The sequence below is a fragment of the Kitasatospora sp. NPDC054768 genome, assembly GCF_053612025.1.
In genome coordinates this window covers 16629-33389 of sequence record NZ_JBSHBN010000104.1, presented here as the reverse complement: position 1 = coordinate 33389, position 16761 = coordinate 16629, and the positions used below count along the sequence as shown (strand labels likewise).

At 74.1% G+C, this 16761-nt stretch carries 12 protein-coding genes and 1 pseudogene; 6 read left to right on the top strand and 7 right to left on the bottom strand.

Going from position 1 to position 16761, the window contains the following annotated elements; translation table 11 throughout:
* Positions 1 to 268 precede the first annotated feature (268 nt).
* The 5 genes and pseudogenes from ACWGKU_RS26895 to ACWGKU_RS26875 form a co-directional block, all read right to left on the bottom strand.
* On the bottom strand, positions 269 to 721 hold the full coding sequence (locus tag ACWGKU_RS26895) for a MarR family winged helix-turn-helix transcriptional regulator (protein WP_452180933.1): 453 nt from the start codon (positions 719 to 721) through the stop codon (positions 269 to 271).
* Complete coding sequence (locus tag ACWGKU_RS26890; protein ID WP_452180934.1) at positions 721 to 2184, bottom strand: MFS transporter; 1464 nt, start codon at positions 2182 to 2184, stop codon at positions 721 to 723. Before ACWGKU_RS26890 ends, ACWGKU_RS26895 begins: the two co-directional genes overlap by 1 nt.
* Before the next feature lie 152 nt (positions 2185 to 2336).
* The gene (locus ACWGKU_RS26885) at positions 2337 to 2693 is read right to left on the bottom strand and encodes a zinc ribbon domain-containing protein YjdM (protein ID WP_380545188.1); all 357 of its coding nucleotides are present in this window, start codon (positions 2691 to 2693) and stop codon (positions 2337 to 2339) included.
* A gap of 158 nt (positions 2694 to 2851) precedes the next feature.
* Positions 2852 to 4992 (bottom strand): annotated as a pseudogene (locus ACWGKU_RS26880) (HelD family protein).
* Positions 4993 to 5109: 117 nt separating this feature from the next.
* Positions 5110 to 6729, bottom strand: a complete 1620-nt coding sequence (locus ACWGKU_RS26875) for an ADP-ribosyltransferase domain-containing protein (protein ID WP_452180935.1) — start codon at positions 6727 to 6729, stop codon at positions 5110 to 5112.
* Positions 6730 to 7014: 285 nt separating this feature from the next.
* Here ACWGKU_RS26875 and ACWGKU_RS26870 point away from each other — a divergent pair, with 285 nt between their 5' ends.
* Positions 7015 to 7701 (top strand): macro domain-containing protein, encoded by a 687-nt coding sequence (locus ACWGKU_RS26870; protein WP_452180936.1) that lies wholly within the window; start codon positions 7015 to 7017, stop codon positions 7699 to 7701.
* A gap of 144 nt (positions 7702 to 7845) precedes the next feature.
* Here the strand turns inward: ACWGKU_RS26870 and ACWGKU_RS26865 are convergent, their stop codons facing one another.
* Positions 7846 to 8508 carry a TetR/AcrR family transcriptional regulator gene (locus ACWGKU_RS26865; RefSeq protein WP_401045658.1) on the bottom strand — a complete coding sequence of 221 codons (663 nt, stop codon included), beginning with the start codon at positions 8506 to 8508 and terminating at the stop codon, positions 7846 to 7848.
* A 99-nt stretch (positions 8509 to 8607) separates the two neighbouring features.
* On the opposite strand from ACWGKU_RS26865, the gene ACWGKU_RS26860 reads away from it, so the two are divergent.
* A complete protein-coding gene (locus tag ACWGKU_RS26860; protein ID WP_401045656.1) occupies positions 8608 to 9621 on the top strand; it encodes a zinc-binding dehydrogenase in 1014 nt (337 codons plus the stop codon).
* 321 nt (positions 9622 to 9942) lie between these two features.
* Positions 9943 to 12759: a penicillin acylase family protein gene (locus ACWGKU_RS26855; RefSeq protein ID WP_452180159.1), complete on the top strand. Its 2817-nt coding sequence runs from the start codon at positions 9943 to 9945 to the stop codon at positions 12757 to 12759.
* 42 nt (positions 12760 to 12801) lie between these two features.
* On the opposite strand, the gene ACWGKU_RS26850 is transcribed toward ACWGKU_RS26855, so the two are convergent.
* Entirely contained in the window at positions 12802 to 13113 is a 312-nt protein-coding gene (locus ACWGKU_RS26850; protein WP_380545176.1) for a hypothetical protein, read from the bottom strand.
* A gap of 176 nt (positions 13114 to 13289) precedes the next feature.
* On the opposite strand from ACWGKU_RS26850, the gene ACWGKU_RS26845 reads away from it, so the two are divergent.
* From ACWGKU_RS26845 to ACWGKU_RS26835, 3 genes are all read left to right on the top strand, one after another.
* The gene (locus tag ACWGKU_RS26845; protein WP_401047150.1) at positions 13290 to 13841 is read left to right on the top strand and encodes a YceI family protein; all 552 of its coding nucleotides are present in this window, start codon (positions 13290 to 13292) and stop codon (positions 13839 to 13841) included.
* Positions 13842 to 13943: 102 nt separating this feature from the next.
* Entirely contained in the window at positions 13944 to 15161 is a 1218-nt protein-coding gene (locus ACWGKU_RS26840; RefSeq protein ID WP_452180158.1) for a threonine synthase, read from the top strand.
* A gap of 140 nt (positions 15162 to 15301) precedes the next feature.
* Positions 15302 to 16687 (top strand): hypothetical protein, encoded by a 1386-nt coding sequence (locus ACWGKU_RS26835; protein WP_401047138.1) that lies wholly within the window; start codon positions 15302 to 15304, stop codon positions 16685 to 16687.
* The last annotated feature ends 74 nt before the right edge of the window (positions 16688 to 16761 follow it).

Genomic DNA, 16761 nt, shown 5'->3' with positions numbered 1-16761 from the left:
GCGCCCGGCGCCCGGCGATCCGGGCGTCGCCGACGGCGATGGCGGAGCAGTTCCCGAACAGCCCGCACGATCGGCGTGCGGGCCTGCGAAGAACGGTGATTGACGGACCATCAAGGGCAGTGGGCCCCGGCGGTCGGCAGCACGGCAGCGGAACGGGAACAGCGGCCCGGACTCATGCATGCCGTCTCCGTCCTCGCGGAAAACACGGATCACCCGCGGCCGGTGTCCCGACTCCCGGATCCACGCCCGCCGCGTCGGGCGGCAGCCCTCAGTCCAGGAGCTTCGCCATCACCCGGTCGAGCGCGCGGAGGTCCTCCGGCGGCAGCGCGAGCAGCGCGTCCGGCGGCGTGGCGAGGATCCCGGTGGCGAGCGCGGCCTTGGCCTCGCCCTCCTCGGTGAGGTGGACCAGCTTGGAGCGCCGGTCCGCCGGGTTGGTGATGCGCTCGGCGAGCCCGCGCCGCACCAGGTCGTCCACGATGACGCTGGTGTACGGCGGGTCGGCGGTCAGCCGCTCGGCCAGCTCCCGCAGGGTGATCGGGCCGGCGGCGAGCCGGCGCAGCGCCCTGACCCGGCTGAAGCTCATGCCGAGGGCTTCGGCGACGGTCCTGCGGCGGTCGTGGCGCTCCAGCACGAGCGCGTACATCCCCTGCCAGACCCGGGCCGCCGTCGCGGCGTCCGTCCCGCCCCCCTCCGGGTGCCCACCGGTGTCGAGGCGCTCCATCAGGCGTCCACCGTCTCCTTCGTCTCCGTGCTTCCCTCGGCCGCCTCCTCGGCGGCGAGCCGCCGCGCCGTGCGCTCGGCCGTCGCCCGGGCCCAGCGGCCGGAAGTGAGCGTACCGGTGACCAGCACGGCGGCGCCGCAGCCGGCGATGATCCACCATGCCGTCCGGGCCGCCCCGGTGAAGGCCGCCGGGTCCGCGGGGGCGCTGCCGGCCATCAGGGCGCCGGTGACCGCGACGCCCAGGGACTGGCCGACCTGTCGGCTGGTGGAGGCCACCGCCGCCGCCACCCCGGCCTGCGAGCGGGGCATCCCGGAGACGGCGGTGTTGGTGATGGGCGCGTTGACCAGGCCGAAGCCCGTGCCGAAGAGCAGGAAGGCGAGGACCAGCAGCCAGGCCGGCAGGTGCTCGGAGTAGCCGACCGCCTGGAGCACGGCGCTCGCGGTCAGCGCCGCCCCGGCCAGCAGCAGCGGCGTGCGCGGCCCCCGGGCGGCCACCATCCGGCCGGACAGCGGCGCGGTGAGCAGCGACATGACCGCCATCGGCAGCATGAACAGTCCGGCGTGCAGCGGGTCGAGCCCGCGGACGTCCTGGAGGTACAGGGAGGTGAGGAAGAGGAAGCCGCCGAGGCCGGCGAAGGCGGCGACCGCGATGACGGTGGCGCCGGAGAAGGGCGCGGAGCGGAAGAACCGCAGGTCGATCAGCGGGTCGGTGCGCCGGGGTTCGTACCGCAGCAGGCCCAGCAGCGCGCCCAGGGAGGCCGCCGTGCAGCCGAGCACCACGGGCGAGGTCCAGCCGCGCTCCGGTGACTCGATGATCGCGTAGGTGAGGGCGGCGAGCACGACGACGACCAGCAGCTGGCCGACCGGGTCGACCCGGCGGGTGCGGGCCGCCCGCGACTCCGGCACGTAGCGGGTGGTGAGGAAGAGGGCGGCCAGGCCGATCGGGACGTTGATCCAGAAGATCGCCCGCCAGCCGGCCGACTCCACCAGCGCCCCGCCGATGATCGGCCCGGCGGCCATGCTGATGCCCACCACGCCGCTCCAGACGCCGATCGCCCGGGCGCGCTGCCGGGAGTCGGTGAAGGTGTTGCTGATGATCGACATGGCGACGGGGTTGAGCATCGATCCGCCGACCGCCTGGAGCATCCGCGCGGCGATCAGCCAGCCGAGCCCGGGGGCCAGGCTGCACAGCAGGGAGGCCGCGGTGAACACCACCAGTCCGATCCGGAACACCCGGCGGCGGCCGATCCGGTCGGCGGTCGAGCCGGAGAGCATCAGCAGGCTCGCCAGCACCAGGGTGTAGGCGTCGACCGTCCACTGCAGGCCGGACACCGTGGTGTCCAGGTCACGCCGGACGGCGGGCAGGGCCACGTTCAGGATGGTGTTGTCGAGGCTGACGATCAGCAGGCTCATGCAGCAGATGGCGAGCACGAGCCAGGGCCGCGGTCGAGCGGCATCGGGCATGGCGAACGCTCCAGAATTATTTGTGTTGTTGTAATCATTGTGATGCTACAACTAATCCGGGCGGCGGCTCCACCCCCGACCGGCCCCGGACAGCGCAACGGCCGCGCCCCGCCGATCTCCTCGACGGGGCGCGGCCGCTGGGGGCCCGCGGATCAGGCCTTCTTGACCACGCCGGATTTGAGCTGCATGGCACCGAAGCCCTCGATGCGGCAGTCGATGTCGTGCCCGTCGACGCCGTCCACCAGGCGGATGTTGCGGACCTTGGTGCCGGCCTTGATGCCGGAGACGCTGCCCTTGACCTTCAGCGCCTTGACCACCGTCACGGTGTCGCCGTCGCTCAGCACGTTGCCGACGGCGTCCTTGATCACGCGCTCACCGGCCGGCGCGCCGGCCTGGTCGCCGCCGCCGGGCACCCACTCGTGGGCGCACTCGGGGCAGACCATGAGGGCGTTCATCTCATAGGTGTACTCACTGGAGCACTGCGGACACGGGGGAAGGTTGTCGCTCATGTGTTCAGGATATCCAGCTGTTCGGAGCTGATCCGGGCACGAGTGAGGAGGTCAGCGGGGGTGCCGGCACCGGTCGGCCGCCGCTTCCGGTGGGCACGGGGTCATGCCCGGCGGCCGCACCCGCCCGGCCTTCCCCACCCGCCTCCGCCGCCGGGCCGTCACCCGCCCAGCGGCGCGGGCAGCGGACGGGAGTGCAGGACGTCCAGCCGGGAGACCGCCCGCGTCACCACCACGTACAGCCGGTGCAGGCCGCGCGCCTCGGCCTCCACGATGGCGGCCGGCTCCAGCACCACCACGTGGTCGTACTCCAGCCCCTTCACCAGCGAGGCCGGCAGCACCGTCACCCGCGCCGTGGTGCCGACCTGTTCGGCCGCCCCGGTCGGGATCCCCGCCGCGAGCAGCGCCTCGGCGGCCTCCGCCACCGCGCCGTCCGCCGCGATCACCGCGATCGAGCCCTCGCGCTCCAGCGCGGCCCGCACCGCCGCGACCACCGCTCCGCCCAGGCCGCCCCCGGCCACCCGCCGCACCGTCAGCTCCCCGTCCTGCCGCAGCGACACGGCCGGCGGCACGTCCACGTCCAGCGCGCCCAGCAGGGTGTTGGCGAGGGCCGTCACGGCGGCCGGGACCCGGAAGCCGGTGGTCAGCGGCACCACCGCGGCCTGCGGCTTGCCCAGGTGGGCGAGCTGCTCGGGCCAGCTGCGGGCGGCCCACGGGGCGGTGGCCTGGGCGAGGTCGCCGAGAACGGTCAGGGAGCCGAAGGCGCTGCGGCGGGCGATCGCCCGGCACTGCATCGGGGAGAGGTCCTGGGCCTCGTCCACCACGACGTGGCCGAAGCCGGCCGGGCGCTCGATCAGGCCGGCCACCTCGTCCAGCAGCATCAGGTCGTGCTCGGACCACGTGGCGCTCTTCTCCGAGCGCGGCGGCCGGCGCCACAGGATCGCCGCCTGCTCCTCGGGGCCGAGCACCCCCTCGGCGGCCTCGGCCAGCAGGGCGGGGTCGCTCAGCAGCGCGGCGACCACGGCCTCCGGGCGCAGATTCGGCCAGGCGGCCTCCAGGAAGGCGGCCACCGGCCCGCAGCGGCCGATCTTCCGCGACCAGGCGCCGGACCGGACGCCGGTCCGCCGCTCGGCCTGGTCCTGGAGCATCGCCACCACCCGGGTGCGCAGGCTCTCCCGGCCGATCGCGTACGGCGGCGCCTGCTCGCGCAGTTCGGCGACCGTCCGCTCCAGCCGCTCCGGGGGCACCCGCCACCGGTAGGAGCCGTCCGGTACGACCAGCGGCTCCGGGCCCGTCGCCCGGATGCGGCCGTACAGCGCCCGGCGCAGCACCGTCGCCATCCGCGCGTCCTGCTTGACCGCGGCGGCCCGCTCGTCGTCCACGGCGGCGACCGGCCGGAGGCGACCAGGTCCTCGACGGTGCGCTGGGTGACGTCGATCTCGCCGAGCGCGGGGAGCACCTCGGCGATGTAGCGCAGGAAGGTCCGGTTGGGGCCGATGACCAGCAGGCCGCCGCGCTGGATCCGCTGCGGGAAGCTGTACAGCAGGTACGCGGCGCGGTGCAGCCCGACCGCGGTCTTGCCGCTGCCGGGCGCGCCCTGCACGCAGACCGACTCGCTCAGCTCGCCCCGCACCAGCACGTCCTGTTCGGGCTGGATGGTGGCGACGATGTCCCGCATCGGGCCGGTGCGGGGCCGCTCGATCTCGGCGGCCAAAATGCCGCCGGCACCGCCCTCGCCGCCCTCGCCACCGTCCGCCGCACCGTCGCCCGCCGCGTCGCCCGCCGCCGCGTCGCCGTCCGCCGGGCCGTGCCCGCCGTCCGCGCCGAGGGGTTCGTCCTCCAGCCCGGTCAGCTCCTCCGGTGCGCCCAGGCTCCACGGCGCCCAGCCGAACCGGCGGCGCCGCGCGAGCCCGAGCGGAGCGTGGGCGCTCGCCTGGTAGAACGCCCGGGAGACCGGGGCCCGCCAGTCGACCACCAGCGGCGGCACCGTCGGATCCTCGGAGATCCGCCGGCGGCCCACGTAGTAGCGCTGTCGCCGGTGGTCCCCGGCCTCCGCGGTGTCGGCGAAGTCGAGGCGGCCGAAGAAGGACGGGCTCTCCGGCAGCTCCGTCATCCGCTTGGCGCGGGTGCGCAGGTACCGGCCGAGCGCCTCCGCGCTGGCACCGTCGCCGGAGACGTCCTCCGCGGCGACGACCTGGTGGCCCGCGTCCTCGACCTGCCGGGCCGTCGCGACCCGGCAGACCTCGACGTAGGCCCGCTCCCGTTCCAGTTCGCCGTCCAGGTTCCGGATTTCCGAGGTCATCGTTCGCGCCCCTTCCCGCACAACGGGCTCATCTGCCGCTCGGAGTCCAGCATAACTTAACTCAGTAAAAATACTGACTTGGTTGCTTCTCCGGAGGACGGGTTCGGCCCGGGCGCCTCAGGACACCAGGGGCGCCCCCTCCAACTCGGTCAGCGTCACGGTGCACAGGCCGCCGCGCTCCGCCCGGACGTCGGTGACCTCCAACTGCGTGCCGGGCAGCAGGATGAACTCCTCCTCGCCGGTGAACGCCGAGAAGTTCCTGATGCCGGCGGCCCGCACCGGACGTACCTCGAACAGCGTCCGCTTGCCCCGGCTGCCCAGGAAGGACCGCGCGACCCCGAGCTCGGAGGTGCAGGAGGAGACGCCCCACCACGTCACCGTCCTCCCGAGCGGGTACTGCCGCCGCAGGTCCAGCGAGACCCCGCGCCACAGCGGCGCGGTGCGGACGGGCAGCCGCGACACCGCCGCGAACAGCAGCCGCAGGTACGGCAGGTAGGGCACCAGCCGGCTGCGGTCCGGCGAGCGCAGCACCGCGTTGATCTCCCGGTAGAACGCGGACTCGCAGGTGTACAGGTACAGCGCGGCGATCTCGTCGGCGGACAGGCCGGTGGCCGCCTCGTCCGCCCGCCGCTTGCCGAAGTCGTGCGACAGCGACACGTGCCGGTCCAGGCCGCGCAGCAGCTCGGCGACCGGCGACACCGCCTCCCGGAAGCCCGTCGGCGGGGTGTCGAACACACCGGTGATCGCCGGCAGGACGAGGCCCTCGTCCTTCACCCCGGCGAGTCGGTCCAGGTAGAGCTGGTGCAGCTCCATGGTGGAGGCGATGAAGGCACCCATCCGCTCGGCGACCCCGGCCTCCGCCCCGCCGCCCTGCGCCGACGGCGCGTTCCACCCCGTGCTGGGCAGCCAGTCGACCTCGTCGGCACCGAGCGAGGCCAGGGCGGCGTTCACCGTGGCGAAGTGCTCGCCGTCGCAGAAGATGTCGCCCTGGGCCGCCGGGTTGGCGTGGTCGATGTGGCGGACCTCGACCTCGGGGTACTTCTCCTGCAGCCGCAGCACGACATTCTTCAGGCTGCGGGCGTGCGCGCCCCACCAGGCGAAGACCACGTAGCGGTCCTCCTCGGCGGCCCGCTGCTTGGCGCGGAGGATCTCCTCGACGATCCGCTCGGCGACCGGCCGCCAGAACCCGGTGTGCTCGTCCGGCCCCATCGCGCCGTCGCTGCTCGCGGTGAGCGCCGCGTTCAGCAGCAGCACGCCCTGGGTCAGCATCGCCTGGAACCACTCCGGCGGCTGGACCGTCTCCTGCTTCTTCAGCAGCGCCCGTATGTCGGCGATCGGCGTCTTCTTGGGGATGCCGTACTTCCACATCGCCGCGGCCTTGATCAGGCAGCGGATGCTGATCACCCGGCCGAACTGGCTGTCCTTCCAGTCGTGGAAGGTGCTGTCGAACATCGCGATGCCGGTGGCGCTCTCCGGCCTCGGGTACGGGTTCTGGCCGAAGACGACGACCTTCCACCGGTGCGGCGCGTGCGGCTTGAGCGCCTGGAAGGTCAGCTCGCGGACCGGGACGACCTCCGGGCCGCGACCCGGGCCGATGAACGAGGCCGCACCGGGCTGCGCCTCGATCACCGGCTTCAGCAGCGGCAGCCACGGCTCGCCGCCGCCCGTGAAGAGGTCGGCGAGGGCGAGCGGGTCGCTCGGGTCGGGCTGGGTGGCGGGGGTGTCGACAGCGCTCATGGTGGTGCGACTCCGGCTGATCGGGACCGTACGAATGTCAGACGAACGGCAGGTGATGGACCGTCAGCTTCCCTGGCGGACACCACAGTCCTACCAGCAGGGTCCGACAGTCCGGCCCGCGCCGACCGGCCGCCGACCGGCGCGGGCGAGGTGCCGACGGGACGCCGACGGAGCCCGGACGGAGCCCGGACGGAGCCCGGACGGATTGTCAGTGCCGGGCGCTAGCTTCGTCGGTGTCACCAAGAAACCGGCCCACCGGGCACCCCCGACCGACAGGAGCCCAGCATGACCACGGACCGCACCGAGCCGCCGCTCAAGGTGGTGCTGACCGACCTCAACGCGACGGTCGTGGAGTCCTGGCGGGCGGCCTTCGCCGACGTCCCCGGGATCAACATCCGGCACGCCTCGCTGCTCACCGCGAAGGCGGACGCCTGGGTCAGCCCCACCAACTCCCGCGGCCGGATGGACGGCGGAACGGACGCCGCGATCAAGCGCCACCTGGGCGCGGGCATCCAGCTGCGGGTCCAGAAGGCGATCCGCGAGCAGCACGCCGGCAGCATCCCGGTCGGCAGCGCGGTCTGCGTCCCGTCCGGCGCCGTCAACCCGGCGTTCCTGATATCGGCCCCGACCATGCGGACCTCCTCGCAGAACGTCAGCGAGACCTTGAACGTGGCCCTGGCCTGCGCCGCCGCGTTCCAGGCCGTCCACCGGCAGAACCGGCTGCGGCCGGGCTCGATCCGGTCCGTCGCCCTGGTCGGCATGGGCGCCGCGACGGGCAAGGTCCCGCCCCGGGTCTGCGCCAACCTGATGTGGTCCGGCTACACCCTGTTCAACGACCACCACTTCGAGGACGACGACGACCTGCGCGCCACCGTCCTGGCCCAGTTGGACGACCTCGAAAAGGCGCCCGCCACCGAGCGGGTGCGCATCGTGCCGCCCGCACGCCGCGGTTCGCCCGCCCGCCGGGCCTGACCCCGCCCCGGAGCGGCCACCCGCACCGCCGCCCACCGCCGCACGGCCGCCGTGCGGCGGTGCCGACTCCGCCCCGCTCGCCCCGGCCGCCCTCCGCCCGGCCCCGGCCGGACGCCCGCCCCGCCCCGCCCCGCCCGCGAGCCCTCAGCCCGCCGTGAGCGCCAGCCGGATCCAGCGCTCGGACTCGGCGACCGCCAGCCCCACGTCAAAGGCCTTCGGAGCGGCCGCGGCCTGCACCACCAGCCCCTTGAGCAGCCCCACGAAGGCCAGCGCGAAGGCGCCCGGGTCCACGCCGGGGCGCAGCTCGCCCTCCCGCTGCCCCTGCCCGACCACCTCGGCCGCCCACGCCCGGGTCCGGGCGTCCAGTTCCGCCACCGCGGCGGTCAGCTCCGAGGCCCCCGCGAGCGCCTCCGCGCCCAGCACCACGAAGGCCCGGCCCAGGTCGGTCGGGTTGCGCACGCCCTCCAGGCAGCCGCGCGCGAACCCGCACAGCTCGTCCACCGCGCCCGCCCCGCTGCGCTCCGGCGCGGCCGCCGCCATCGCCTCGGCCAGCGCCGCGCCCTGGAGCCGGGCGAGCAGTGCGGCCTTCGACCCGAAGTAGTGGGTGGCCAGGCCCCGGCTGAAGCCCGCCTCCTCCCCCACCCCGGCCAGCGTGACCCCGGTGCTGCCGTGCTCGGCGATCAGCCGGGCGGCGGCGGCGATCAGCGCGGACTCGGCCCGGGCCCGCCGTTCGGCCTGGGTGCGGCGCGCGGGCGCCTCCCGGAGCGTCCCGGGTCCTCCGGTTCGGCCCTCATCGTGCGTAGACATGCCACCATGCTACGGTGAACTTGCTTGTTGGATAACAAGTAACTTCCGGAGCGGCGGACACTCCCCCGGCCCGCCGCCCCCGCGAGAAGGGAAGTCCTGATGACCGCCACGATGCTCGCCGGCCGGCTCGACGTCGCCAAGGGCGCCTTCGCCGTGGAGGAGGTCCCCGTCCCGGTGCCCGGTCCGGGCGAGGTGCTGATCAAGGTGGAGGCCGCCGGCGTCTGCCTCTCCGACGTCCACCTGATCGAGGGCATGCTCAAGCCGCTCTTCCTCAAGGGCGACAAGGTCACCCTCGGCCACGAGGTCGCGGGCACCGTGCACACCCTCGGCGAGGGCGTGACCACCGCGGCCGTCGGCGACCGGGTGCTGCTGCAGGCCGGCGAGAACCGCGACGGCGTCGTGCACACCCGCGGCGTGGACTACGACGGCGGCTGGGCCGAGTACGCGCTCGCCACCGCCACCACCCTGGTGCCCATACCGGACGAGCTCCCCTTCGAGCAGGCCTGTTTCATCCCCGACGCGGTCTCCACCCCCTGGGCCGCCATCACCGCCACCGGCGCCGTGCGGCCCGCCGAGGCGGTCGGCGTCTGGGGCGTCGGCGGCCTCGGCGCCCACGGCGTGCAGCTGCTGCGGGCCATCGGCGCCTTCCCGATCGTCGCCGTCGACCCGCTGCCGGCCGCCCGTGAGCGCGCCCTGGCCTTCGGCGCCGACGCGGCCCTCGACCCGACCGACCCCGCGTTCGCCCAGCTGCTGCGCGAGGCCACCGGCGGTCGCCCGCTGTCCGCCGCCTTCGACTTCGCCGGGGTCGCCCCGGTGCGCGAGCAGGCCATGGCCACCCTGGGCGAACACGGCCGCCTGGTGCTGGTCGGCCTCACCGACAAGCCGCTGACCGTCACCAACGGCACCCTGGTCAGCTACCTGCGCCAGCAGATCCGCGGCCACTACGGCTCCGAGGGCCAGGACGTCGTCGACCTGGTCAACCTGGTCCGCGGCGGCCGGCTCGACTTCTCCCGCTCGGTGAGCGGCACCTTCCCGCTGGCCGAGGCGGCCCGCGCGGTCGAGGCGCTGGAGCGCAAGGAGGGCAACCCGATCCGCCTGGTGCTCAAGCCCTGACCCGGCCCCGCCGACCCGGCGCCGCACCTCCGGACTGAGCCCGGTGGGTGCGGCGCCGCCTTTTCCCCGGCCGCTCCACCACCGGGACCCGCGGCACCGGGCCCGGCCCCGTCGCCGCCACCTCGGCCGACTCCCGGGACAGCACGCCCCCGCACCTCGACCCCACGCGCCCCGACCCCGGAGCACGCAGCACGCAGCACGCAGCCCAAACGCCCCAACTCCACGCCCCCGCACGGAAAATGGCATGCACGCCACTAGCCAACCGGCCAGTAGCACCCCTACCGTCGACTCTTCCGTGAGACTTCGACGGAGGAGTCCGCCTTGCGTTCACGCCAGCGCCCCCGCCCCCGCTCCCTCCGACTCCCGGCCGCCGCCCTCGCCTCGGCCCTGCTCGTCACCGCCGCCCTGACCACCAGCCCCACCGCCACCGCCGCCCCCACCCCGGCGACGACCGCCGCCGCCAACGACTACTGCGGCGGCCACTGCGCCGACATCCTGCCGCCCGGCGAGAACGGCAACGCCACCCTCGCCGACATCCTGCTCAACCGGGCCTTCGGCACCCGCCCCGCGCACACCGACGACCAGCTCGGCCCCTACGCCGCCCTCGCCTCCGGCTACCCCGGCCTGACCGAGGCCAAGCTGCGCGACTTCTTCAACGACGCCTCCTTCGGCGTCCCCGCCGACCAGGTGGCGAGCACCACCAGCCCGCGTCCGGACGTCACCATCGTGCGCGACAAGGCCACCGGCGTCCCGCACATCTCCGGAACCACCCGCTACGGCACCGAGTTCGGCGCGGGCTACGCCGCCGCCCAGGACCGCCTCTGGGTGATGGACCTCTTCCGGCACGTCGGCCGCGGCCAGCTGTCCGGCTTCGCGGGCGGCGCCGCCGCCAACCGCCAGCTGGAGCAGACCTTCTGGCAGGCCGCGCCGTACACCGAGGCGGAGCTGCAGCAGCAGATCGACGCCATCGCCGCCCGCGGCGGCCGGGCCACCCAGGCACTCGCCGACGCCAACGCCTACCTCGACGGCATCAACCAGTACGCCAAGGAGTCCTACAACGCCCGCACCTTCCCCGGCGAGTACGACCTCACCGGGCACATCGACCCGATCACCAACGCCGGCTCGATCGAGCCGTTCAAGCTGACCGACCTGGTGGCCCTCGCCTCCGTGGTCGGCGCGCTGTTCGGCTCCGGCGGCGGAGGCGAACTGGCCTCCGCCCAGGTCAAGTCGGCCGCCGAGGCCCGGTACGGCAAGGACGCCGGGGACGCGGTCTGGAAGTCGCTGCGCGAGGCGGACGACCCGGAGGCCGTCCAGACCCTGCACGACGGGCAGAGCTTCCCGTACGCGACCGTCCCGGACCAGCCGCAGGGCGCGGCGCTGCCGGACCCCGGCTCGGTGGTGCCCGAGCGGGTCGTCTACGACGCCACCGGCTCGGGCAACTCCGCCACCACCCAGGCGAACGGCGTCCTGCCCGGAAACCTGCTGACCGCCAAGCACGGCATGTCCAACGCCCTGCTGGTCTCCGGCGCGCGCACCGACGACGGCCACCCGGTGGCCGTGTTCGGCCCTCAGACCGGCTACTTCGCCCCGCAGCTGCTGATGCTGGAGGAGATCCAGGGCCCCGGGATCAGCGCGCGCGGCGCCGCCTTCGCCGGCCTGAGCTTCTACGTGCAGCTCGGCCGCGGCCAGGACTACGCCTGGAGCGCGACCTCCGCCGGCCAGGACATCACCGACACCTACGCCGTCCCGCTCTGCACCACCGACGGCTCCCCGGTCACCACCGCCGCCAACTCCTACCTGTGGCACGGCCAGTGCCTGCCCTTCGACCGGCTGGAACGCAAGAACGCGTGGAAACCCACCACCGCCGACTCCACCCCGGCCGGCTCCTACACCCTGGTGATGTACCGCTCCAGGTACGGCCTGGTCAGCGCCCGCGGCACCGTCGACGGCGCGCCCGTCGCCTTCACCTCGCTGCGCTCCACCTACCGGCACGAGGCCGACTCCATCATCGGCTTCCAGGAGCTGAACGACCCGGGCGCGGTGCAGGGCGCGGCGGGCTTCCAGCGGGCCGCGCAGGACATCAACTACACCTTCAACTGGTTCTACGCCGACTCGCGCGACATCGCGTACTACAACTCCGGCAGCAACCCGGTCCGCGCCCCCGGGGTGGACCCGGGGCTGCCCGTCCAGGCCCAACCCACCTACGAGTGGGCCGACTTCGACCCGGTCGCCAACACCGCCCGGTACACCCCGGCGGCCGAGCACCCGCAGTCCGTCAACCAGGACTACTACATCTCCTGGAACAACAAGCAGGCGAACGGCTTCACCTCGGCCGGTTTCGGCAACGGCTCGGTGCACCGCGGCAACCTGCTGGACGACCGGGTCAAGTCCCTGCTCAGGAACGGCGGCAGGGCGAGCCGGGTCTCGCTCACCCAGGCCATGGAGAGCGCCGCACTGGCCGACCTGCGGGCCGAGGACGTGCTGCCCGACCTGATCCGCGTGCTGCGCAGCGCGCCCGTCACCGACCAGGCCGCCCTCACCGCCCTGCAGCAGCTGGAGGCCTGGCTCGCCAACGGCGCCCTGCGGAGGGAGACTTCGGCGGGCAGCCACGGCTACGCGGACGCCACCGCGATCCGGGTGATGGACGCCTGGTGGCCGCTGGTCGCCGAGGGTGTCATGCGGCCTGGCCTCGGTGACCCGCTGTTCGGCGCGCTGACCGGCGCCCTCCAGATCAACGAGTCCCCCTCGGGCGGGCAGGCCGGCTCGGCCACCGGCCCGGTGAGCGCCAACGAGGCCATCCCGCACAAGGGTTCGGCCTTCCAGTACGGCTGGTGGAGCTATCTGGACAAGGACCTGCGCGCCGTCCTCGGCGACCAGGTGGCCGGCCCGCTGGCCCGGCCGTTCTGCGGCGGGGGCGACCTCGCGGCCTGCCGGACCGTCCTGCTGAACACCCTGAAGCAGGCCGCCGCCCAGACCTCCGTCCAGGTCTACCCGGGCGACGCGGACTGCTCGGCCGGCGACCAGTGGTGCGCCGACACGATCATCCAGCGCCCGCTGGGCGGCGTGACGGACGACAGGACCACCTGGCAGAACCGCCCGACCTACCAGCAGGTGGTCCAGTTCCCGAGCCACCGCTGACCGACGCGGCCGGTGCCCCCGGCGAGGGGCACCGGCCGCCGGTCACTCCGCCGCGCCCACCCGCTTCGCGACCGCCGCCGTGTCCTCGCGCAGGTACCGGGGCTGGACCCGCAGCCGCCGGACCGCCTTGATGTACGTCTCCCGGCTGTCGCCCGTGGTCATCCGGTCCGAGGCGGCTTCGGCCAGCTCGACGATGGCCTCCATCAGCCCGGCGAGCGCCCCCAGCAGAGCCGCCTCCTCCTTCTCCGGAACCCTCTCCCGGCTGCTGTCCCGCGCCTTCGGCAGCGCGTTCTCCCGCAGCTGCCGCCGCGCCTCGTCCACCGCGTCGACCATCGCCCGTACGCCACTGTCCATCGCGACCCCCTCGTCCCTTCGCTCCTCCGGTGTACTCCGCGAGCCTTCCCACCCCGCCCCCCGCTCAGACCCGACCCGACGCGCGGCCCGCGGGAACTGCCCCTAGCGTGGTCCGGGGACCGCCCGACCACCCCCCGGGCCGAGACCCGGGCCCCGCACCAGGAGGCATGCCGACCATGACCGCCAACCTCTCCGAGCTCACCGGCGACTACGTCCTCGATCCCACCCACACCCGGATCGGCTTCGTCGCCCGCCACGCCATGGTGACCAAGGTCCGCGGCGCGTTCCACCGGTTCGAGGGCACCGCCCACCTCGACGGCGGCGACCCGTCCAGTTCCTCCGGCCAGGTGGTGATCAAGGCCGAGAGCATCGACACCGGCGTGGAGCAGCGCGACCAGCACCTGCGCACCAACGACTTCCTGGACGCGCCGAACTTCCCCGACATCACCTTCCGCTCCACCGCGGTCGAGGTGCGCTCCGGCACCGACTACCGGGTCACCGGGGACCTGACCATCAAGGACACCACCCGCCCGGTCACCATCGACTTCGAGTACACCGGCAACGTCGTCGACCCGTACGGCAACCTGCGGGTGGGCCTGGAGGGCTCGGTCACCATCAGCCGCAAGGAGTACGGCGTCACCTGGAACGCGGCACTGGAGGGCGGCGGCGTCCTGGTCGGTGACAAGGTCGTCCTGGAGTTCGACATCTCGGCGATCCGCCAGGGCTGACTCCTCCCCCGAACGGCCGGAACCGGTACCGCCACGAACGGGTTTCCGCCGCGGCCCGCCAACCGCCGGACCGCACGGCGGCCGCCCGGTTAGTCTCCTGGCATGCCAACAGAAGACTCCCTCGCGACCGGCCAGCGCTCCCTCGGCGACCCCGCCCTCGACTACCCGCTCTGGCCCCCGCTCACCGCCGGCTGCCCGCGCACCGGCACCGAGGACGTCTCCTACCCCGTCGAGGTCGACTACGCCTACGACAAGGCCGACCCGGCGGGCCTGTTCGCCCCCGCCCCGGTGCGCGGCGGCCTGGAGCGCTGGGCTCCGCTGCTGCCCCCGCTGCTCGCACCGGGTCTGGGCGAGGGCGCCACCCCGACGGTGGAGATCGAGCCCGGGGTGTACGTCAAGGACGAGTCCCGCAACCCCACGTGGAGCCACAAGGACCGACTGAACCGCTGCACCACCAGCGCGGCCGTGGGCGTCGGCGCGCCGGGCCTCGCGGTCGCCTCCTCCGGCAACCACGGCGCCTCGGCCGCCGCCTACGCCGCCCGCGCCGGACTGCGCTGCGTGGTGTTCACCGGCCCGGACCTGCCGCCGAACGTCGACGCCTTCCTCAACGCCTACGGCGCGGTGGTGCTCCCGGTGCCGTGGGAGGCCCGCTGGCCACTGCTGCGCCAGGCGGTCGACCGGCTGGGCCTGCACCCGGTCAGCAACCTGACCACCACCCACACCGGGCACGCGTACGGCCCCGAGGGCTACAAGACCGTCGCGTACGAGATCTTCCAGGACGTCGGCCTGCCGAGCGCGGTGTTCGTCCCGACCGGCTACGGCGAGCTGCTGTTCGGCGTATGGAAGGGCTTCACCGAGCTGCGACGGCCGGGCCTGACCGACCGCGTTCCGCGCATCCACTCCTGCGAGACGGCCGCCTCCGGGCCGCTCGCCCTGGCGATCGCCGAGGGCCTGCCGGCCGCCCGGGTGACGGTCGGTCCGAGCGACGCGTACGCGATCGCCTCCCCGGTCAGCGGCTACCGGGGCGTGCTCGCCGTCCGGGAGAGCGGCGGCCGGGCGCTGACCCTGGACGACGCTCAACTCGCCGACGCCCAGCGGGAGCTGGCCCGGGCCGGGCTCTGGACGGAGCTGTCCTCGGCGGCCGGCCTGGCGGGGCTGCGCAGCCTCGGCGAGCCGGACCTCGCCGAGGGCCCGGTGGTCTGTGTCTCGACCTCCAGCGGGTTCAAGGACAAGGGCGTCGGCACCGGTCGGACCGAGCCGGTCGCCCCCGACTGGGAGGCGGTCGCCCGCCGCCTGCGTGCGGCCGGCATCACCGGCTGAGCCCGGTCCTCCACCGCCGCGAGGCCCGCTGTTCGCCCGCCCGCCCACGCTCGTAGGGTCTCCGTAGGGTCGGTGTTCGCCGAGCGCCAGCAGGCTTGCACTCTCCGTCAACTCCCGTCACCTGCCGAAGGGTAGCCACCGTGTCGCGTTCCCTCCGCCGCCTGCTGCCGCTCGCCGTCGCCGTCGCGGCGGTGCCCGTGCTCGCCCTGCCCGCCCTCCCGGCCGGCGCGGTCTCGTACGGCACCCCGACGATCACCTTCTCGGCCGGATACCTGTCCGGCGCGGTCGGCGCCACCGGCGACCCGACCGTGACCGTGACGGTCGCCCAGTCCGGCGCCGCGGCCTCGGCGCTGACCGTCGCCGCCTCGGCCACCACCCGCAGCTCCGTAGCCCGCACCGGCGACGTCACGGTGACCGGCACCGGCGGCACCCGCACCCTGGCGGTCGCCGCCCAGGGCGTGGGCTACGCCGACCTCACCGTCAAGGTCACCGGCCTCGGCGGCAAGAGCGCCACCCGCACCCTGCACTACGCGGCCTCCCCCGCCGTGCAGTCCTCCGCCACCAGCCGCTACCTGACCGGCTCCAGCGACGCCTCGGCCGCCGTGGACGCGGGCGGCGGCTACATCCTGGTCGGCGACGACGAGTCCAACACCCTGCGCCTGTACGACCGCGACAACTCCGGTGCGCCGATCCGCACCTGGGACTTCAGCTCGGCCCTCGGCGTCTCCAAGGAGATCGACATCGAGGCCGCCACCCGGGTCGGGAACACCGTCTACTGGACCGGCTCGCTGGGCAACAACAAGGACGGCGTGGTCAAGCCCGACCGGCACACCGTCTTCACCACCACCGTCACCGGCTCCGGCGCCGACACCCAGCTGTCCCTGGCCGGCTCCTACCACGGCCTGCGCGACGACCTGATCGGCTGGGACAACGCCCACGGCAAGCGCTACGGCTTCGCGGCCGGCGCCGCCGACGGCCAGGCGCCCAAGCAGATCGACGGGTTCAACGTCGAGGGCCTGGAGTTCGCCCCCGGCAGCACCAGCACCGCCTACATCGGCTTCCGCGCGCCGCTCACCCCGGCCGTCACCGGCGGCCGGGCGCTGCTCGTCCCGGTCACCAACCTCCCGTCCCTGCTGAACGGTTCGGCCGCCCACGCGACCTTCGGCGACCCGATCGAGCTGGACCTCGGCGGGCTGTCCGTCCGCGACATCCGGCGCAACGACCTCGGCCAGTACCTGATCGTGGCCGGTTCCTGGGCCGCCGAGGACAACTCCGCCCCGTACGCGCTCTACCGCTGGAACGGTCAGCCCGGCTCCGCCCCGACCAAGCTGATCGACCTGCCGACCAGCGACTACGGCGCCTGGGAGGCCCTCCCGGACGTCCCGGACCTGGACGCCCCCGGCGCCCGCGCCCAGCTGATCACCGACGACGGCTCCGCCGACCTCTACAACGACGCCACCGCCGCCAAGGACCTCACCCACCCCGAGTGGAAGAAGTCCCGCAGCACCTGGTTCACCCTGAACTGACCGTCCCGCACCGGCCGCGCGCCGGGGCCCTTCGGCACATCCTCCGAAGGGCCCGCGGGCGTCCTGGAACGAAC